Here is an 18,986-nt window from a genome sequence, read left to right on the forward strand (position 1 = left end):
TCGCACACCCCTGAATCCTGTGCGCCCCCTGTAGGAGCGAGCTTGCTCGCGATGGTCGTCAACGATAACGCTGTAAACCTGACACCCACGTGCGCTCTCAGGTTCATCGCGAGCAAGCTCGCTCCTACAAGTAACGAGTACACCCGATACATCGCAGTAGCGGCACCCGCCCACAAGGCCGGCGCCGACAGTGGAACAACAAAAACAATCACTGTGAGGGATACCGGTATGTCAGAACACGTTCAGCCCCTGGAAGCCGTGCGCAGCGCGGGCACCAGCCAGGAAACCCAGAAAGTCATCTTCGCGTCGTCCCTCGGGACCGTCTTCGAGTGGTACGACTTTTTCCTCTATGGCGCCCTCGCGGCGGTCATCAGCAAGCAGTTTTTCGCCGGGGTCAACGACACCACGGCGTTCATCTTTGCGCTGATGGCCTTCGCCGCCGGCTTCATCGTCCGGCCGTTCGGCGCGCTGGTGTTCGGTCGGTTGGGGGACATGATCGGGCGCAAGTACACCTTCCTCGCCACCATCATCCTCATGGGCCTGGCGACGTTCTGTGTCGGGCTGCTGCCGACCTACGCCAGCATCGGCATCGCCGCGCCGATCATCCTGGTGGTGCTGCGCATGCTCCAGGGCCTGGCCCTGGGCGGTGAATACGGTGGCGCCGCGACCTATGTCGCCGAGCACGCGCCCATCGGCAAGCGCGGCTTCCACACCAGCTGGATTCAATCCACCGCGACCCTGGGCCTGCTGCTCTCGCTGCTGGTGGTGCTGGGCTGCCGCTACTTCACCGGCGACCAGTTCGAAGTCTGGGGCTGGCGCATTCCGTTCCTGTTTTCCATCGTGCTGCTGGGCATCTCCACCTGGATTCGCCTGAGCCTGCACGAGTCGCCGGCCTTCGTGAAAATGAAAGAGGAAGGCAAGCTGTGCAAACAGCCGATTCGCGACTCCTTCGGCAAATGGGAAAACCTCAAGGTGGTGCTGATCGCGCTGTTCAGCATCAATGCCGGGCAAGCGGTGACCTTCTACGCCGCGCAATTCTATGTACTGTTCTTCCTCACCCAGTTCCTGAAAATGGACCCGGCCGTGGCCAACGGCTTGCTGATTGTCAGCGTGACCATAGGCGCCCCCTTCTTCATTTTCTTTGGCTGGCTGTCGGACAAGGTCGGGCGCAAACCGGTGCTGATGATCGGCCTGCTGCTGGCCACCGCGCTGTACTTCCCGATCTTCAAGACCCTGGCCCACTACGCCAACCCGGCCATCGACCAGGCCAGCCGCCAGGCACCGATCACCGTGATGGCCGACCCGGCCACCTGCACGTTCCAGTTCGACCCGGTGGGCAAGGCGAAATTCGACAGCCCCTGTGACAAGGTCAAGACCTTCCTGGTCAAGCAGGGCCTGCCGTACCAGGGCGCAGCGGCCCCGGCCGGCAGTGGCGTGCAGGTAAGCGTCGGTGACGTGAAGATCGATGGTTTCGACGAAGCCGCCTTGCGCGGTGCCGTGACCCTCGCCGGCTACCCGCAACAGGCGGACATGCAGCAGATCAACAAACCGATGATCGTGGCGCTGATTGTCGCGCTGATCATCATCTCGGCCATGTGCTACGGCCCGCTGGCGGCGTTGATGGTCGAACTGTTCCCGACCCGCATCCGCTACACCTCGATGTCCCTGCCCTACCACATCGGCAACGGCTGGTTCGGCGGCTTCCTGCCGACGGTGTCGTTCGCGCTGGTGGTGTACACCGGGGACATCTTCTACGGGCTGTGGTATCCGGTGGTAATCACCGGGGTGAGCCTGGTGGTGGGGATGATATGCCTGCGTGAGACGCGTAACGTGGATCTCGACAAGAATTGATCCGTCCTGCTGGCGGGGGCGTCCACGGACTCTCTCGCCAGCACTGCGCCTGGCTGACGGCGCCCGTCAAACCTCTGCGTCCAGCAACTCGAACTTCACCTGATCCGGGTAGAACGCCACGTATTCGCGTATCTGCTGCACCGATATCTTGGGGTTCTCATAACTCCACACGGCATTGGCACTCTCATGCCCCGGCACCTGCAAACTGAAATAACTCGCATCGCCCTTGTACGGGCAATAGCTGGTGTGGTCGGTGCGGGCGAAATATTTCTCGTCGATATCCTCTCGCGGCACGTAGTACACCGGCGGGTAGTTGGCCTCCAGCAATACCAGGGCCCGCGCCGAAGCGGCCACTTGAATACCGTGAAACCTCACCAGCAGACAGCCAGGCTGCTCGGCGATGGTGATGACAGGACTAGGACCGGAGCTTTTCATGGAATACGTTCCTCATGACGGTGATGGACCTGCAAATCGATGATGTGGGAGCGTGGCTTGCCCGCGATGGGCTGTGCAGCAGCCCCAAACCTGAAACCACGATTTATCAGGTATAACCCAAGTTTCCCCCTCCCGACGGCTTCACAGCCGAACGGGAGCGACACACCAGGCTGTACATCCATACAGATAAAGATTGCTCCATCGTCCATCAAGCGCCATTCTGTGCACCCCTGACACATAGATCGACGATGGTGGTTATGCGGCTGTACCTCTGTGAAAAACCTTCCCAGGCCAAAGACATTGCGGCTGTCCTCGGCGCCCGGCGCCGGGGCGATGGCTGCTGGCTGGGAACAGACGTCACGGTGACCTGGTGCATCGGCCACCTGCTGGAAACCGCACCGCCGGATGCCTACGATGCGCGCTACAAGCGCTGGGTGCTGGCCGACCTGCCGATCATTCCCGAAAAGTGGAAAATGACCGTCAAGCCGCGCACCGCCAGCCAATACAAGGCGGTCAAGCGCCTGCTCGGTGAAGCGAGCGAACTGATCATTGCCACGGACGCCGACCGCGAGGGCGAGATGATCGCCCGGGAACTGGTGGAGCATTGCCGCTATCGCGGGCCGATCCGCCGCCTCTGGTTGTCGGCCCTGGATGATGCGTCCATCCGCAAGGCCCTCGCGGCACTCAAACCGGGCAACGAAACGTTCAGTCTCTATCACTCGGCCCTGGGGCGCTCCCGGGCCGACTGGCTGATCGGCATGAACATGAGCCGGCTGTTCACCTTGCTGGGGCGCCAGTCCGGCTATCAAGGCGTGCTGCCGGTGGGCCGGGTGCAAACGCCGACCTTGCGCCTGGTGGTGGATCGCGATCGCAGCATCGCCGACTTTGTGCCCGTCCCCTACTGGGCCATCGATGTGCAACTGCTGCACAACGGCACCGCATTCACGGCGCAATGGCGCGCGGCATCCGAGGTTTGCGACGATCAGGACCGCTGCCTGAATCAGGCACTGGCCCAACAAGCGGCGGCCGCCATGAGCGGCGCGGCCAGTGCGCGGGTGATCAAGCTGCGCACCGAACGGATGCGCGAAGTGGCCCCGCTGCCGTTCGACCTGGGCACCCTGCAGGAGGTCTGTTCAAAGAAGCTCGGCCTCGGCGCCCAGGAAACCCTGGACATCGCCCAGGCGCTGTACGAAACCCACAAAGTCATTACCTATCCGCGCAGCGATTGCGGCTACTTGCCCCTCAGCCAGCACAGCGAAGCACCGGCCATTCTGGCGGCGCTGCGCCAGGCCGACCCGGCGTTGAACGCCTTGCACGATCACCTTGATCCGCAACGGCGCTCACGGGCCTGGAACGATGCCAAGGTCAGCGCTCACCACGGCATCATCCCCACCGCTGCGGCGAAGAACCTCGACAAGCTGGCCGGCAAACAGCGCGCGGTCTACACGCTGATCCGCGCGCGATACCTGGCGCAGTTCCTGCCCAACCACGAATACGACCGCACCCAGGCCGACTTCGATTGCGCAGGTCTTGCCTTGCGCGCTGTCGGCAAGCAGATCATCGAGCCGGGCTGGAAACGCGCCCTGCCCGAGGCACTGGCTGCAACCAGGGGACGCGAAGCTCCAGCGCCACAGACACTGCCCAACCTGGCCGAAGGCATCGATTGTGCAGTGGCCGGCGTGCAGCTCAAGGACCTCTGGACACAACCGCCAAAGCCGTTCACCGAAGGCGATCTGATCAAGGCCATGAAGAACGTCGCCAAACTGGTGGAAGACCCGCTGCTCAAGCAAAAGCTCAAGGACACCACCGGCATCGGCACCGAAGCGACCCGTGCGTCGATCATCCAGGGCCTGCTCGACCGTGGTTATCTGGTCAAGAACGGCAAGGCCCTGGCCGCCACGCCGGCCGCGTTCAGCCTGATCGACGCCGTGCCACGGGCCATCGCCGACCCGGGCACCACGGCGATCTGGGAACAGGCCCTGGACATGGTGCAAAGCGGGGAAATGAGCCTTGAAGAGTTCGTCACCAAACAGGCGGCGTGGATGAGCAAGCAGGTCAGCCGTTGTGCCGGACTGAGCCTGACCATCAGCGGTCCGCCGCCCACCGGATCCGCCGCAGCCCCCTGGAAGAAAAAACGCAAGAGCGCCCCGCGCAAACCCGCGAGCGGCACCCGGCGCAAGTCAAAACCGGCAAGCAAAACATAGACCTGACACTGAGCCTTTGTGGCGACGCCGACCATAATCAATTGTGTCCCTTGGCCGATCAGGAGCCACCCCCGTATGTCTTCGATAGCACTGCACGCCGCCCAACGCGACGAACTGGAAACCCTCGAAAACCTGATGCAGTTCTACACCTACGACTTCAGCGAATGGCTGCCGCTAAAGCTGGGTGAATCCGGATTCTTCAACATCCTGCCCATGCCGGAGTACTGGCGACACCCGGCCACCCGACCTTTCCTGATCAAGGTCGACGGGGAACTGGCCGGGTTCGTGACCGTGGATAACCGGACTCATCTCCCCGGCGCCGACTACAACATCGGCTATCTGTTTGTCAGTCGACGCTTTCGTGGCCGGGGTGTCGCGCGATTTGTCGTTTCCACCCTCTTGAGCCAATTACCCGGTCAATGGCAGATTTTCCATCTCGAGGCGAATCAGCCGGCACGCCTGTTCTGGGCCACCGTGATGCCGGGGCTCGGCGTTGGCGCGTTCACCTTGCATCAGCAGGTGGTAGACGGTCATCCCTGCACTTTTTACCGCTTTGCGTGTCCGCCTTTGTCGTCTTGATGGACACACCCTCGTCTCCCCTCGCTAATTCCGAACAGCTTTGTCCGACAATATGTAGTGACTGAAAATATTCACTACAAAACCGTTGACGCCTCCGTTTTGCCCTTGCATGATGCAGACGTCTCCCCGATCGGGAGTACAGGCAACACGTTTGAGCAAGCTCGTCTGACCGCCGAGCTGTTTTTCCCGGATACACGCTGCCCACAAGGCAGATTGAAGAAGCTGACCTGGCCTGAACGTCCAGTACAAGGGCGAGAAGTCTTGGCGAGCAATCCTCATGATGCTTGTGGCCGACCCTGAAAATGTCGGCAGTGGCCTTAAGGTTTTCGCCGCTTCTCTTCGTTGTGACGCTATTGCGTAGCAGTTATTCAACACGACTACATGCAACAGACGCAGGACCCCGCCCGATAAGGCGGTCGAACGCTGACGTCCTGGTTTCGGTGCCAGGGATCAACTAACCGATGGGCTACCTGTATTAGCGAATCAACTTTGAAAGATCACCAATTGGTCAAGGGGCTTTATGATGAATCTGAACAATCAACCAACTATCGATGAACTGGCTCGTATGTTCGCTGCAAAGAAAGACAGCCACGACAGCCATATTCTCTGGATCAGCAAGTGTGGCCAGGTTCATATCGACTGCCTGTCGCCGCACGCCCACGAAGCAGAGTTCGACCAGAACAACCAGAACCTGCTGGCCCGACTGAAGATGTACCGTCGCGGCCAGGGCTATGTCGGCAAGAAGGCAGCGGCCGACAAGGACTTCATCGGTAATGTTCTGCAAACCCTGAAACAGGCCTGGGCCTCGATGCAGAATCAGAACGAAGTTCGGGTGATTGACCGGTTCTACTAATTGAATGAGTCGTCACTGACTTATTGAAAAACAGGGCCTGCTCCCATTAAGGAGCAGGCCTTTTTTTATGCCCGTACGAAGATCAACTGTGGGAGCGGGCTTGCTCGCGAATGCGGTGTGTCAGATAACACTATGTCAACTGATACACCGCATTCGCGAGCAAGCCCGCTCCCACAGGGTTTTGTAGTGGTTATGAAAAATCGGTCCCCAACACCAGATCCACAAACGCCACCGACGCTGCACTGTGGTAGTTGTTCTTGCGCCGCAGCAACGCAGCCCCGCGCTCCGGCGCCGCCCCCTGCATGGAAAGCTTGCGTAGTGCCCGATCCTGCGTGGCGATGGGTTCCGGCAGGATGGTGGCAATAGCGGAGTGTCGGATGACTTCCAGCAGCGTGTTGACCGAGTTCACTTCAATCACCACTTTGGGCGTGATCTTCGCCTCAGCGAAATACTCATCGATGCATGTGCGGGTGATGTAATCCGGGGTCAGCAGCGCAAACTCAAGTTGAGCCACCTCTTGCGCGGACAACGCGTCCTGATGCTCGTAAAGCTGATGATCGCGCCCGACCATCAGCCCCAGGGTCTCGGTAAACGCCGGGATCGACTCGATGTCGGTGCTGCGCACCTGATCAAACGCAATCGCAATATCCAGCGAATCATCCGCCAGCCCGGCTTCGATCTCGTCCATCGACAACTCGAAAATCTCCAAGTGGATGTTCGGGTAGCGCGCCACGTAGTCGCGCACCAGCGGCCCTACCAGATAAGCCATGAAGGTCGGTGTCATGGCCATGCGCAAGGTGCCGCGGGATAAATCCTTCACGTCATGCAACGCACGCCTGCCCGCCTCCAGCTCCACCAGTACCCGCCGCGCGCATTCAATGTAAGCCTGGCCGGCATCGGTGGGCCTGACCGTGCGCGAGGTGCGGTCGAACAGGCTCACACCCAGTGATTCCTCCAGTTGGCGGATCTGCTGCGACAAGGTCGGCTGGGACACATGCAGCACTTCGGCGGCGCGCGTGAAACCACCCTGGTCGGCCACCGCCAGCAGGTAACGCAAATGGCGAAGCAACATCGGACTCTCCATCTATAGGCAGTGCTTATGCATTGCATTGTATATCGGTCTTGGACGCTATGGATGGATCGGCAGAAGATGGCCCCACCCCCCAGCAACGTCACTCCCGATAGGAGAATCACCATGCAACAGTCCCACGCCTACAACGACCCAAGCCTGGCCCTGACCACTTCTGTCCTTGATGCCAAGGCTCGCAAAAACCTGTCGTGGCAAGACCTCGCCGATGGCACCGGCTTGAGCCTGGCCTACGTCACCGCCGCCCTGCTCGGTCAACACCCGCTGCCGGAAAGCGCCGCCAAAGTGGTCGGCGACAAACTCGAACTGGACGCCGACGCCGTGGCCCGCTTGCAGATCATCCCGCTGCGCGGCAGCCTCTCGGGTGTGCCGACCGACCCGACCATCTACCGCTTCTACGAAATGATCCAGATCTACGGCACCACCCTCAAAGCTCTGGTTCATGAGCAGTTCGGCGACGGCATCATCAGCGCGATCAACTTCAAGCTCGACATGAAGAAAGTCGACGATCCGGAAGGCGGCTCCCGCGCGGTCATCACCCTCGACGGCAAGTTCCTGCCGCTGCGTCCTTTCTAAGTTGATACCGGCCCGCATGCCCCGTGCGGGCCGAACCCTGCTCACCCATGAGGACGCGATCATGAAAGCGCTCATCGACGGTTTCCTGAAGTTCCAGAAAGAAGCCTTTCCGCAACGCACCGACCTGTTCAAACACCTGGCCACCACCCAGCATCCGGGCACACTGTTCATCACCTGCTCCGACAGCCGTGTCGTGCCGGAACTGCTGACCCAGCAAGAACCCGGTGAACTGTTCGTGATCCGCAACGCCGGCAACATCGTGCCGTCCTACAGCCCGCATCCGGGTGGCGTATCGGCCACGGTCGAATACGCCGTCGCGGTGCTCGGCGTCACCGACATCGTGATTTGCGGTCATTCGGACTGCGGCGCCATGACGGCGGTGGCCAAGTGCACCTGCATGGATCACCTGCCCGCCGTCAGCGGCTGGCTGCAACACGCCGAGTCGGCGAAAGTAATCAACGAAGCCCGGCCACACGCCAGTGAAGCGGCCAAGGTCAGTTCGATGGTGCGGGAGAACGTCATCGCCCAACTGGCCAACATCCAGACGCACCCGAGCGTGCGACTGGCCCAGGAAAAAGGCCTGTTGAACCTGCATGGCTGGGTGTACGACATCGAGACCGGTTCGATCGACGCGCTGGATGCCGACAGCCGAAGATTCGTGTCGCTGGTCGAGCATCCGGGCACTTGTGCGGTATCGGCCAAGGCGATCAAAGCCGCTTGACCGGAACCACCGGTTTTTGAAAAAAAGTGACCGCCCTTGCAGCGGTCACTGGTTCCGCTGTCTCAGCGTTTGACGCCCAGATCGATCTGGGTCATGCGGCTACGGATGGTGAACACGCCATCACCCGAGAGAATCGCACTGCGCGCAAACAGGCGCCCGCTCTCCCAGTTCGAAAGGCCCAGTTCCGGCTTGTTCAACGCGTACTGGCCGTCGACCCAACGGGTGATGCCATTGCCGACAAAAGGCGCGTTGACCGCGTTGTAGAAACGCTCCTGGGCCTCGGCACTTTCACTGATCAAGGACACGGTGAACTGCGGGCTGTAGCGATTGAACAAGGCGATGGCACTGTCCAGGTCGTCGACGATTTTCAGGCTGACTTCCGGGGTTTCTTCCCATTCCCATTCACGGCCCAATTGATCTTCCGGCAACGCCTCGGCCTGGGCTTCGGTCTGATAGCCTTCAGCGCGGTACACCTCCACCGTTGCGGTCAACCAGTCTTGCGCCAGGTGCGACTCGCTGCCTTCGACGATGTGCAGCTTGCAGCCCTGCCCCCGCGCAGTACCGGCCTGCTTGAGTGCGTAGAGGAACAGCGGCACCAGTTCAGCGGCGCGGTCGCGGTGGATCAGGCAGACGTTCAGGGTGTTGCAGACTTTACGGTCCAGGGAATTGCGCACCACGGCGGCAAAGCGCTGGGCGTCGGCATCGGCGTTGGCGATCAGCCAGGCGCCACCGGTGCCGTGCAGGCTGACCGCCGTGCCGGCCTGCTGCGCGATGCTGCCCAACTGGCTGACGGCGCGACCCGAACCGCGGGCTACCGCCAATGACAGGCGCCGGTCAGCGAACATCGCCCAACCGGCGGCGTGGTTGACGCTTTCCACCAGCGACACCGCACCGGCCGGCAAGCCGGCGTCGCTCAGCGCAGGGTTCAGTGCATGCGTAACGATTGCCTGGGCCGTGCCCAACGCATCGCTGCCGATGCGCAGCACGGCGGTGTTGCCAGTGCGCAACACACCGGCCGCATCGGCAAATACATTCGGCCGGCCTTCGAAGACGAACGCGACAATGCCCAACGGCGAGACCACTTGCTCGACCTTCCAGCCATCGTGCTCGACGCAGCTGATCACCTTGCCCCGAGTGGCCGCGGCATCACGCCACGCGCGCAGGCCGGCGATCATGTCGCGACGCATGCGCTCATCGGCCAGCAACCGGGTGGTCGAGCGACCGCGCGCCTTGGCCCGCTCGATGTCGACCAGGTTGGCGGCCTCGATCAAGGTCCAGCATTGCGGGGTTTCCAGGCGTTGGGCAAACAGGTCGAAGAAGGCGCTGATCGCTTGATCAGACACCGCCGACAGCGCGGTAAACGCCGCTTGGGCGCGCTCGATCGCGACGTTGGCCGCTTGCTGGTCCGCCACGGGGATCAACAACAACTCGCCGCTGACCTGCTCCACCAGCAGGTGATCACCGGGCTGGAAGCGTTGCGCCAGTTCGGGGCTGACGACGGTGACACGATTACCGGCGAAAGGGATGGGCGTACCAGCGACTAGACGTTCGAGCGCGAGAGACATGAAGCGGTTTCACCATGCAGGGGGGCGGCCGGAAAATGTATAGCAATTTCCCCGGAGCGTCACGCTTCGCACCGGTGATCCCCTGTGGGAGCGGGCTTGCTCGCGAAAGCGGTGTGTCAGATAACACTATGTCAACTGACACACCGCTTTCGCGAGCAAGCCCGCTCCCACACTGGTTGTGCACTTACGTATCTCAATGTATACCGCCCCGCCCCAGACACACCCCGCACGCAAAACCCCACCCCAACGACACACCGCAGATACACCCCGTTGATGAAATACGCCTGTCGATTGGCCACGCCGATCAAAGCGCTCAATTCACGGGGCATGCCGTTGCCCCGCCTCCCCGACCTGAAGGAGATCATCGTCCATGAACACCACCCTTTCCTCGGCCGTCAAAGGCCTGAACCTGAACCTCGACCGTGCCGGCAACTGGGTTGCGCCCCTGGCGCTGCGAGTGTTCCTTGCCTGGGAATTCCTCGAGTCGGGCCTGGAAAAATTCAACGGCCAGAACTGGTTCGCCGATATCCAGGAGCGCTTCCCGTTTCCGTTCGACCACCTTCCAGCGACGTTGAACTGGGAACTGTCGATGTGGGCCGAACTCATCTTCGCCATGACCTTGCTGGTGGGCCTTGGCACACGCTTCTCGGCGTTGAGCCTGATGGTGGTGACCGTCGTCGCCACCGCCGCCGTGCATTGGCCCGCCGACTGGCACACCCTGAGTGAACTTGCCCAAGGGTACGCCATCAGCAACAAGGGTTACGGCAACTTCAAACTGCCCTTGATCTACCTTGTGGCCCTCACTCCGCTGTTGCTGTCCGGTGCCGGCAAGCTCAGCCTCGACGCACTGCTGGCGCGTTACTTCTGGCGTCGCTGAAACGCAATCTGCAATGCGGACAAACAGAAGGGACTTCACGGAATCCCGGGGCTCACCGATACCTGTAGGAGCGAGCTTGCTCGCGAAAAACCTGAGAGCACCGCGGGGTGTCAGGCTCCCCGCATCATCGTTGACCTCCATCGCGAGCAAGCTCGCGCCTACAGGTATCGGTGTTCCCCGCAATTACGTGAACAACCTACCCAATCACTTCTTCCATCCCGGTCTGTTCGACCAGCCTCGGATGCGCACTGCGTTCATGCACATGGGCGTGCGGTGTACGGTCAATCAGCAGGCTCAGCAGTTCCGGGCGGCTGTAGTGGCCGCGGGAATCCATCATGCGTTTGCGCTTGTCGATCAGGCCCATGTCGAGGTCGGCGATCACCTCGCCTTCACCTTCCTGCAACGAACCCAGCACTGTGCCATCCGGGCTGATGATCGCGGTATAGCAGCCGCCGGAGATCGGGCCGATGGCGCAGCCGGTATCCGCCATGATCTGCGCCTGTTGCTCGGGGTCCAGCCATGCCGTGGAGTTGACCACGAAACACGCAGCCTCCAGCGCATGCTGGCGAATGCTGACCTCCATTTGCGAGGCGAACAGGGGGCCTGCAAACGACCCCGGGTACATCGCCGCATGGATCTGTTCGCCATCGGCCATCAAGGCATAACGGGCCAGCGGGTTGAAATGCTCCCAACAGGCCAGTTGACCGATGCGCCCTGCCGCGCTGTCGACGGCCCGCAGGCCGGAGCCGTCGCCCATGCCCCAGATCATGCGTTCATGGTAGGTCGGGGAGATCTTGCGGCGACGCTGGATCAGTGAGCCGTCGGCATCGAACAGCAACTGCGTGTTGTACAGCGTGCCGCCATCACGCTCGTTGACGCCGATGGACACGACCATGCCGACTTGCCTGGCCGCTGCGCCGATGGCATCGGTGGCGGGCGAAGGCACAGTGACAGCCTGGTCCAGCAGCTTGAGGTGTTCGGCGGCCATTTCGAACGGCGACTGCACGAAGGAAAAGTACGGGTAATACGGCACGACGGTTTCCGGGAACACGGCAAATTGCACGCCCTGTTCACCGAGTTCGAGAATCTTCTGCACCACTTTGTCGACGGTGCCTTCACGGCTGTAGAGAACGGGACTGATTTGTACGGCGGCGGCTTTGACGATGGTCATGGCGGTGATCTCACTGAGGGAAAGGTTTCAACGAGATCAAGATTACGCCTATCATATTAAGGCTTGAATGTCGTATACACCACCTTTCAGGACATCACCAAATCAACCCCGACTTGCGCGCTGGATCACCTGCGGCGGCTGCCCGAAGGCACGAATGAAAGCACGACGCATCCGCTCCCGATCACCAAAACCGGTGTCCGTCGCCACCACATCGATGGAGTGCCGTCCGGTTTCCATCATCAACCGGGCCGACTCGACCCGCAGGCGTTCGATGGCCTTGGCCGGAGACTGGCCGGTTTCGGCATGAAACACCCGGCTGAATTGCCGGGGGCTGAGATTGGCCACGCTGGCCAGCTCCTCGACCGACAGCGCGGACTTGAGATTCTGCCTGGCGTAGTTCAGCGCGGCCTGAATCCGATCGGTCTTGGGGGCCAGTTCCAGCATCGCTGAAAACTGCGACTGTCCGCCGGAACGCCGGTGGTACACCACCAATTGCCGCGCCACCTTGCGTGCAAGGTCGGCGCCCAGGTCCTGCTCCACCAGCGCCAACGCCAGGTCCACGCACGCGCTCATGCCCGCCGCCGTCCACAGATGACCATCATTGACGAAGATCCGGTCTTGCTCGACCTTCACGTTCGGGTACGCCTTGCGAAAGGCCGGCACATGCGCCCAGTGGGTGGTCGCCCGCCGACCGTCAAGCAAACCGGCCTCCGCCAAAGCAATCGCCCCTGTGCAAATCGAGCCCAGGCGTCGGGTGCCGTGACTGGCGCGGCGCAAAAACGCCAGCATGCCCGCAGTGGTCGGGCGGATCAGGTTGTCGCCCAGGACCAGCAGCGTATCGAACGCGCGCTGGTCGAACGCTTCGGTCTGCACAGCAAAACCGGCGGACGTTTGCACCAGGCCACCCGGCTCGGACAACAAGGCGATGCGGTACAAGGATTCGTCACCGGCACTGTTGGCCAATTCGAAGGCGGCACACATGGCCAGCCCCAGAACCTGAAAACCGGGATAAACAATGAGTCCGATCTGGTGCATGGCGCTATGTCCCTGAACGTGGCATGCCTGATATTCAGGCCAGGATCTGCACTCTAACCCGAACAGCCCGCACCGGACATCATGATGGAGCGCCTCGCGCATTGGCCGATGGCGACGGATAATGAAGCGGTTTGCATCTCACCGAGGAATGGAAGGATGTCACTGACTCTTTATTTCCACCCGCTCTCGTCGTTCTGCCACAAAGCACTGATCGCCCTCTATGAACTGGACATCGAGTTTGAAAAAAGGGTCATCGACCTGGGCAACGACGCCGACCGGGCCGAACTTCAAGCGCTGTGGCCGATTGGCAAGTTTCCGGTGCTTCGCGATCACACCCGGCAAAAGAACGTGCCGGAGTCGAGTGTGATCATTGAATATCTGGACCGGCTCCATGCCGGCCAGGCACACCTGATTCCGCACGATTGGGAAGCCGCCCTGGAAGTGCGGCTGTGGGATCGCTTTTTCGACCTCCACGTCCAGGTGCCAATGCAGAAGATCGTCGCTGACCGCCTGAACGCCGCCAACGGCGACCTGTCCCGCGAGCGCGCCGCGCTGACAACGGCATACGGCCTGCTTGAACGGCAACTGGCGGCAAACACCTGGGTGGCCAGTCCGGCATTCAGCATGGCCGATTGCGCCGCCGCCCCGGCGCTGTTCTATGCCAGCACCCTCGTCTCCTTTGCCGACGAGCATCGCCACTTGAACGCCTATTTCGACAGGTTGACCGAAAGGCCCTCGGTCAAGCGGGTGATCGACGAGGCACGGCCCTGGTTTGCCTGGTATCCGTTTGCCGAGGCCATCCCGGAGCGCTTTCGCTAGAGGCTCGCGCACAAAGACCTTGCGCGAGCCTTGGCTGCACGCTGGTTTGCGAGGGAACATCCGGAACATGAATAACGAACGCAAAAAACCGGCGAATCGACGAACAACAACCGTCGGCCGAGTGTTTTCTGATTGAGCAGGAAGAAAAAATGGCAGGGGCGGCTGGATTCGAACCAACGCATGGCAGGATCAAAACCTGCTGCCTTACCGCTTGGCGACGCCCCTGTATCTGTAGCGATGAGTGCCAGGCACTCGCTTTCTTGAGTGGCAACAAGCGATGTTGCCTGCTTGCGTGAGAGGCTCCCTGAGGGCCTGTGCAAGAGTGGGCGGCAATTTACCAACTTTTGCCTCGCATGGGAAGCCCCAATAAAACAATTTGTTTTTTAAAACAGATGCTTAGTGTTCAGCCAAGTCCCGGGGAAGTGCTCGACGCACATTCGGCCCGATCACGTCTGCTACGCTTTTCCTTTAGGGGATGGAATCGGAAATCGTTTGCTCAACACCCCTCCTTTGCCATTTGAGGGCGCAAAATGTGAAAGGCAAACTGATGGGCACCTTTGCAACCATCCTGGTGGTCGGGGCCGCGATTTATGGACTGAACACCTGGGAACACATCGAGAGCCAGCGACAGGAAGCGGTCTGCAGGGCCGCCCGGGAGCATCTCAACGGCCTGGAAACCCAGGCGCGAGCCCTGGCCTCCGGATTAACGGTCGAAGCCTATGCCGAGGCCGAAAAAGCCGAGGCCGGCCAGTTGGTCCTGGCACTTGATACGGCCAGGAACGAAGCCGAGGTCAATGCCGTCATCGACAAACACGCCGCCGCCATCGAAGCACAGATATCGGCCGAAGACGCCGAGGTCCATTCCCGCAGCGATCAACCCTTCCTCGGCCAGGAACTCAAAAAGCAACGCATCCCCACCGACATCAAACAGGAATTCAAACGAGCTGAAAAAGCTGTCCTCGAGACCTGTGGATAGCAACGACTGCCGCTGCGGGTTTGTCGCCAGCGTCTAGACTCCAGCAAGAACAGGCTGTAACCCGACTCCGCGTTTAAAACAAAAAAAACTACAAACGAGGACGCCCACACCTTGAAAATATCAACCCTCTGCGCCATGGCGGGCCTGCTGGTGTCGGTCGCGGTGTCTGCCAACGGCGTCATTCCTGTCCTCGAACTGGACTTCACACGGTCTGCGACGCAAACCCTGAAAAAAATCGGCATCAATGACGCGTGCATCATCGGCGCCTCGAGCCCCGTTGCGTTCACTTACTGCCGGGAAGGATCGTCGACACTGTGGAAGTATCAGGCAATGGATCTGGAGCAGATGGCGGCGCTGCAAGATGCAAAGCAGTCCCCCGCGGTCTACCAACCGATTTCCGTGGTGGAGTTCGGGAGTCCGGCCTGTGAACACGAGGGCAGCCTGGCCGCCACTGGAAAACCGCCGATACGCAGGCTGATCCTCGGCCTGATCGCCATTTCCCTGCTGATTGGCTTGCGCTACAGCTATCGGGCCATGCGGCAGCGCCGCCAGGACCCCACCGCGTACGCGCATCCCCTTGAGCAGGCGTCGAGTGAATTCCAGGCAAGCGCACAGGCAAAAGCCCTGGCAGCCTTTGGCCTCGCAGTTGCCGTGGCAGTCGTTTACTTCAATTACACGGGGTATTGAACAACAGGCGAGCGCGCCGTTGCGGCGCGCTCGCCGGTCACTCAGTGCGGTGCGCGCGGGATGGTCTTGAGCAGGTCTTCGGGGCTGATGTGGCCGACCACGCTGCCCGGTTGCGGCAGGTTGAGGATGTGGCCCTTCATCTTGCCGATGATGTGCATTTCGCATGGCTTGCAATCGAACTTCAGCGTCAGCACTTCATCGCCGTGAATCAGCTGCATCGGCGCGACCTTGGTGCGCACGCCGGTCACGCCCTTGGCCTGTTTCGGGCACAGGTTGAAGGAGAAACGCAGGCAGTGCTTGGTGATCATCACCGGCACTTCGCCGGCTTCCTCGTGGGCCTCGTAGGCGGCGTCGATCAGCTTGACCCCATGGCGGTGATAGAAGTCGCGGGCCTTCTGGTTGTAGACGTTGGCCAGGAACGTCAGGTGCGACTCCGGGTACACCGGCGGCGGCGTGGTTTCGGCTTTACGGCTGCCGCGCGGGTGGGCGGCGACCCGCGCCTGGGTCAAGGCCTCGATCACTTCGCGGCGCAAGGCCTTGAGCTGCGAGTTCGGGATGAAGAACGCCTGCGGCGCATCCAGCTTGATGTCGATGGCGTGGTACTGGGTGGTACCCAGTTGGCCGAGCAGATCCTGCAATTGCTCCAGCGCCTGCTCCGGCTTGTTGGCCGCGCCGAACGGGCCGGCCAGGGTGACGCTGGCGCTGATGCCTTCCTCGCTGGTCGCGGTCAGTTCCAGCTGTTCTTCACGCAGGCGAGCGACCCAGCTCAGGGCGATGCGACGCTCGGCCGAGGTCCGTTGCAGCGCCTGTTGCCAGTTGTGATCGAGATTGCGATTCAGCGGATGGTTGGGGCGCAGCTTGTACATCCCCTCCGGCATCTCGTTAGGTTCGACGCGATAGCGATAACGCTTCTCGCCGTCCTCCTCGAATTCGCCCTTGGGTTCGGCGATGTTGGCGCGAAAACCCACCACTTCACGCTTGACCAGCACGTTGAGACCGTCACCGTTGGACAGCGGCTCGTGCGTCACGACCTGCATGTCCCGCTTGGCGACTTTCTCGACCACACCCACCGGCAGACCGGTGAAGGTCGGCGAGTCAAAGGCGCCGATATCGATCTTGCGGTCAGTAACGAAGTAATCGGTGCTGCCACGGTGGAAAGTCTTTTCCGGGTCGGGCAGGAAGAAGTGCGCGGTACGGCCGCTGGAGGCGCGGGCCAGGTCCGGGCGGTCTTCGAGGACGTCGTCGAGACGCTGGCGGTAGTAGGCGGTGATGTTCTTCACATAGCCCATGTCCTTGTAGCGGCCCTCGATCTTGAACGAGCGCACGCCCGCCTCGACCAGCGCGCGGATGTTGGCGCTCTGGTTGTTGTCCTTCATCGACAGCAGGTGCTTTTCGTAAGCGATCACGCCACCCTTTTCATCCTTGAGGGTGTACGGCAGGCGGCAAGCCTGGGAGCAGTCGCCACGGTTGGCGCTGCGCCCGGTCTGCGCGTGGGAAATGTTGCACTGGCCGGAAAACGCCACGCACAACGCGCCATGGATAAAGAACTCGATGGCCGCGTCGGTTTCGTCGGCGATGGCGCGGATTTCCTTGAGGTTCAGCTCACGGGCCAGCACCAGTTGCGAGAAACCGGCCTGATCGAGGAACTTCGCCCGCTCCAGGGTGCGGATGTCCGTCTGGGTACTGGCGTGCAGTTCGATCGGCGGGATGTCCAGCTCCATCACACCCAGGTCCTGGACGATCAGCGCATCGACGCCGGCGTCGTACAACTGGTGGATCAGCTGGCGGGCCGGCTCCAGTTCGTTGTCGTGCAGGATCGTGTTGATGGTGGTGAAGATCCGCGCGTGATAACGACGGGCGAATTCCACCAATTCGGCAATCTCGCTCACCTCGTTGCAGGCGTTGTGGCGGGCGCCGAAGCTCGGGCCGCCGATGTACACGGCATCGGCACCATGCAGGATAGCCTCGCGGGCGATGGCGACATCGCGGGCAGGGCTGAGCAATTCCAGGTGATGTTTGGGCAAAGACATAGTTTTTTTAGTCAGGCTTGTCACGGTCGAGGCGTGCATTGTAGCGGCGAAACGCCCGACCGGCACCCGTATGCTGCCGGGTGGCGTTTCGGGCAGGCCTGACCAGCCTCAATCCCTGTAGGAGCGAGCTTGCTCGCGATGGACGTTAACGATGACGCGGGCATTCTGTATGCACGCGTCGCCCTTATGTTCATCGCGAGCAAGCTCGCTCCTACATTTGATCGGCGTTAACCAAAAATTAAGCCCACAGGGCTTTTGTGTGTTGCTCGCCTGACCGGCACCCGTATGCTGCCCGGTGGCGTTCCGGGCAGGCCTGACCCGCCTCAATCCCTGTAGGAGCGAGCTTGCTCGCGATGGACGTTAACGATGACGCGGGCATTCTGTATGCACGCGTCGCCCTTATGTTCATCGCGAGCAAGCTCGCTCCTACATTTGATCGGCGTTAACCACAAATTAAGCCCACAGGGCTTTTGTGTGTTGCTCGCCTGACCGGCACCCGTATGCTGCCGGGTGGCGTTTCGGGCAGGCCTGACCAGCCTCAATCCCTGTAGGAGCGAGCTTGCTCGCGATGGACGTTAACGATGACGCGGGCATTCTGTATGCACGCGTCGCCCTTATGTTCATCGCGAGCAAGCTCGCTCCTACATTTGATCGGCGTTAACCACAAATTAAGCCCACAGGGCTTTTGTGTGTTGCTCGCCTGACCGGCACCCGTATGCTGCCGGGTGGCGTTCCGGGCAGGCCTGACCCGCCTCAATCCCTGTAGGAGCGAGCTTGCTCGCGATGGACGTTAACGATGACGCGGGCATTCTGTATGCACGCCTCGCCCTTATGTTCATCGCGAGCAAGCTCGCTCCTACATTTGATCGGCGTTAACCAAAAATTAAGCCCACAGGGCTTTTGTGTGTTGCTCGCCTGACCGGCACCCGTATGCTGCCGGGTGGCGTTTCGGGCAGGCCTGACCAGCCTCAATCCCTGTAGGAGCGAGCTTGCTCGCGATGGACGTTAACGATGACGCGGGCATTCTGTATGCACGCGTCGCCCTTATGTTCATCGCGAGCAAGCTCGCTCCTACATTTGATCGGCGTTAACCACAAATTAAGCCCACAGGGCTTTTGTGTGTTGTTCGCCTGACCGGCACCCGTATGCTGCCGGGTGGCGTTCCGGGCAGGCCTGACCCGCCTCAATCCCTGTAGGAGCGAGCTTGCTCGCGATGGACGTTAACGATGACGCGGGCATTCTGTATGCACGCCTCGCCCTTATGTTCATCGCGAACAAGCTCGCTCCTACATTTGATCGGCGTTAACCAAAAATTAAGCCCACAGGGCTTTTGTGTGTTGCTCGCCTGACCGGCACCCGTATGCTGCCGGGTGGCGTTTCGGGCAGGCCTGGCCAGCCTCAATCCCTGTAGGAGCGAGCTTGCTCGCGATGGACGTTAACGATGACGCGGGCATTCTGTATGCACGCGTCGCCCTTATGTTCATCGCGAGCAAGCTCGCTCCTACATTTGATCGGCGTTG

General features: G+C 61.0%; 16 protein-coding genes and 1 tRNA gene. 10 read left to right on the forward strand and 7 right to left on the reverse strand.

Translation table 11 applies throughout. The annotated features are described in order from the left end of the window. Positions 1-228: 228 nt before the first annotated feature. Complete coding sequence (locus tag AB7M25_RS17720) at positions 229-1,851, forward strand: MFS transporter (RefSeq protein WP_454237734.1); 1,623 nt, start codon at positions 229-231, stop codon at positions 1,849-1,851. Positions 1,852-1,917: 66 nt separating this feature from the next. Here the strand turns inward: AB7M25_RS17720 and AB7M25_RS17725 are convergent, their stop codons facing one another. Continuing rightward, positions 1,918-2,286 (reverse strand): DUF427 domain-containing protein, encoded by a 369-nt coding sequence (locus AB7M25_RS17725; RefSeq protein ID WP_102675744.1) that lies wholly within the window; start codon positions 2,284-2,286, stop codon positions 1,918-1,920. A 257-nt stretch (positions 2,287-2,543) separates the two neighbouring features. Between AB7M25_RS17725 and AB7M25_RS17730 the strand changes: the two genes are divergently transcribed. From AB7M25_RS17730 to AB7M25_RS17740, 3 genes are all read left to right on the forward strand, one after another. Beyond that, entirely contained in the window at positions 2,544-4,490 is a 1,947-nt protein-coding gene (locus AB7M25_RS17730) for a DNA topoisomerase III (protein ID WP_454237735.1), read from the forward strand. Positions 4,491-4,565: 75 nt separating this feature from the next. Further along, the gene (locus tag AB7M25_RS17735; RefSeq protein WP_429386029.1) at positions 4,566-5,069 is read left to right on the forward strand and encodes a GNAT family N-acetyltransferase; all 504 of its coding nucleotides are present in this window, start codon (positions 4,566-4,568) and stop codon (positions 5,067-5,069) included. Positions 5,070-5,592: 523 nt separating this feature from the next. Continuing rightward, complete coding sequence (locus AB7M25_RS17740) at positions 5,593-5,922, forward strand: hypothetical protein (protein WP_043302583.1); 330 nt, start codon at positions 5,593-5,595, stop codon at positions 5,920-5,922. Between the two features lie 190 nt (positions 5,923-6,112). Here AB7M25_RS17740 and cynR read toward each other — a convergent pair whose 3' ends face one another. Beyond that, positions 6,113-6,994, reverse strand: coding sequence for a transcriptional regulator CynR (gene cynR / locus AB7M25_RS17745; RefSeq protein ID WP_454237736.1), 882 nt, complete (start codon positions 6,992-6,994; stop codon positions 6,113-6,115). A gap of 123 nt (positions 6,995-7,117) precedes the next feature. Here cynR and cynS point away from each other — a divergent pair, with 123 nt between their 5' ends. Continuing rightward, positions 7,118-7,585 carry a cyanase gene (gene cynS / locus AB7M25_RS17750; RefSeq protein WP_102702606.1) on the forward strand — a complete coding sequence of 156 codons (468 nt, stop codon included), beginning with the start codon at positions 7,118-7,120 and terminating at the stop codon, positions 7,583-7,585. Positions 7,586-7,646: 61 nt separating this feature from the next. After that, the gene (locus tag AB7M25_RS17755; protein WP_429386022.1) at positions 7,647-8,306 is read left to right on the forward strand and encodes a carbonic anhydrase; all 660 of its coding nucleotides are present in this window, start codon (positions 7,647-7,649) and stop codon (positions 8,304-8,306) included. Between the two features lie 62 nt (positions 8,307-8,368). Here the strand turns inward: AB7M25_RS17755 and AB7M25_RS17760 are convergent, their stop codons facing one another. Next, the gene (locus AB7M25_RS17760) at positions 8,369-9,871 is read right to left on the reverse strand and encodes an aldehyde dehydrogenase family protein (protein ID WP_454237737.1); all 1,503 of its coding nucleotides are present in this window, start codon (positions 9,869-9,871) and stop codon (positions 8,369-8,371) included. Between the two features lie 370 nt (positions 9,872-10,241). Between AB7M25_RS17760 and AB7M25_RS17765 the strand changes: the two genes are divergently transcribed. Further along, complete coding sequence (locus AB7M25_RS17765; protein WP_429389822.1) at positions 10,242-10,748, forward strand: HvfX family Cu-binding RiPP maturation protein; 507 nt, start codon at positions 10,242-10,244, stop codon at positions 10,746-10,748. Positions 10,749-10,944: 196 nt separating this feature from the next. On the opposite strand, the gene AB7M25_RS17770 is transcribed toward AB7M25_RS17765, so the two are convergent. After that, entirely contained in the window at positions 10,945-11,919 is a 975-nt protein-coding gene (locus AB7M25_RS17770) for a nitrilase-related carbon-nitrogen hydrolase (RefSeq protein ID WP_429389820.1), read from the reverse strand. A 102-nt stretch (positions 11,920-12,021) separates the two neighbouring features. Beyond that, positions 12,022-12,954 carry a GlxA family transcriptional regulator gene (locus AB7M25_RS17775; protein ID WP_454237738.1) on the reverse strand — a complete coding sequence of 311 codons (933 nt, stop codon included), beginning with the start codon at positions 12,952-12,954 and terminating at the stop codon, positions 12,022-12,024. Positions 12,955-13,110: 156 nt separating this feature from the next. Between AB7M25_RS17775 and AB7M25_RS17780 the strand changes: the two genes are divergently transcribed. After that, the gene (locus tag AB7M25_RS17780; protein WP_454237739.1) at positions 13,111-13,773 is read left to right on the forward strand and encodes a glutathione S-transferase family protein; all 663 of its coding nucleotides are present in this window, start codon (positions 13,111-13,113) and stop codon (positions 13,771-13,773) included. Between the two features lie 150 nt (positions 13,774-13,923). Here AB7M25_RS17780 and AB7M25_RS17785 read toward each other — a convergent pair. After that, positions 13,924-13,998 (reverse strand) — tRNA-Gln (locus tag AB7M25_RS17785). Positions 13,999-14,320: 322 nt separating this feature from the next. Here AB7M25_RS17785 and AB7M25_RS17790 point away from each other — a divergent pair. Both AB7M25_RS17790 and AB7M25_RS17795 read left to right on the forward strand, forming a co-directional pair. Next, positions 14,321-14,749, forward strand: a complete 429-nt coding sequence (locus AB7M25_RS17790; protein ID WP_429389824.1) for a hypothetical protein — start codon at positions 14,321-14,323, stop codon at positions 14,747-14,749. Between the two features lie 111 nt (positions 14,750-14,860). Further along, entirely contained in the window at positions 14,861-15,436 is a 576-nt protein-coding gene (locus AB7M25_RS17795) for a hypothetical protein (protein WP_454237740.1), read from the forward strand. Between the two features lie 41 nt (positions 15,437-15,477). Here the strand turns inward: AB7M25_RS17795 and AB7M25_RS17800 are convergent, their stop codons facing one another. Continuing rightward, positions 15,478-17,466 carry a peptidase U32 family protein gene (locus AB7M25_RS17800; protein WP_102702707.1) on the reverse strand — a complete coding sequence of 663 codons (1,989 nt, stop codon included), beginning with the start codon at positions 17,464-17,466 and terminating at the stop codon, positions 15,478-15,480. Between the last annotated feature and the right edge of the window lie 1,520 nt (positions 17,467-18,986).

This window comes from Pseudomonas sp. AP3_22 TE3818, from assembly GCF_053628995.1.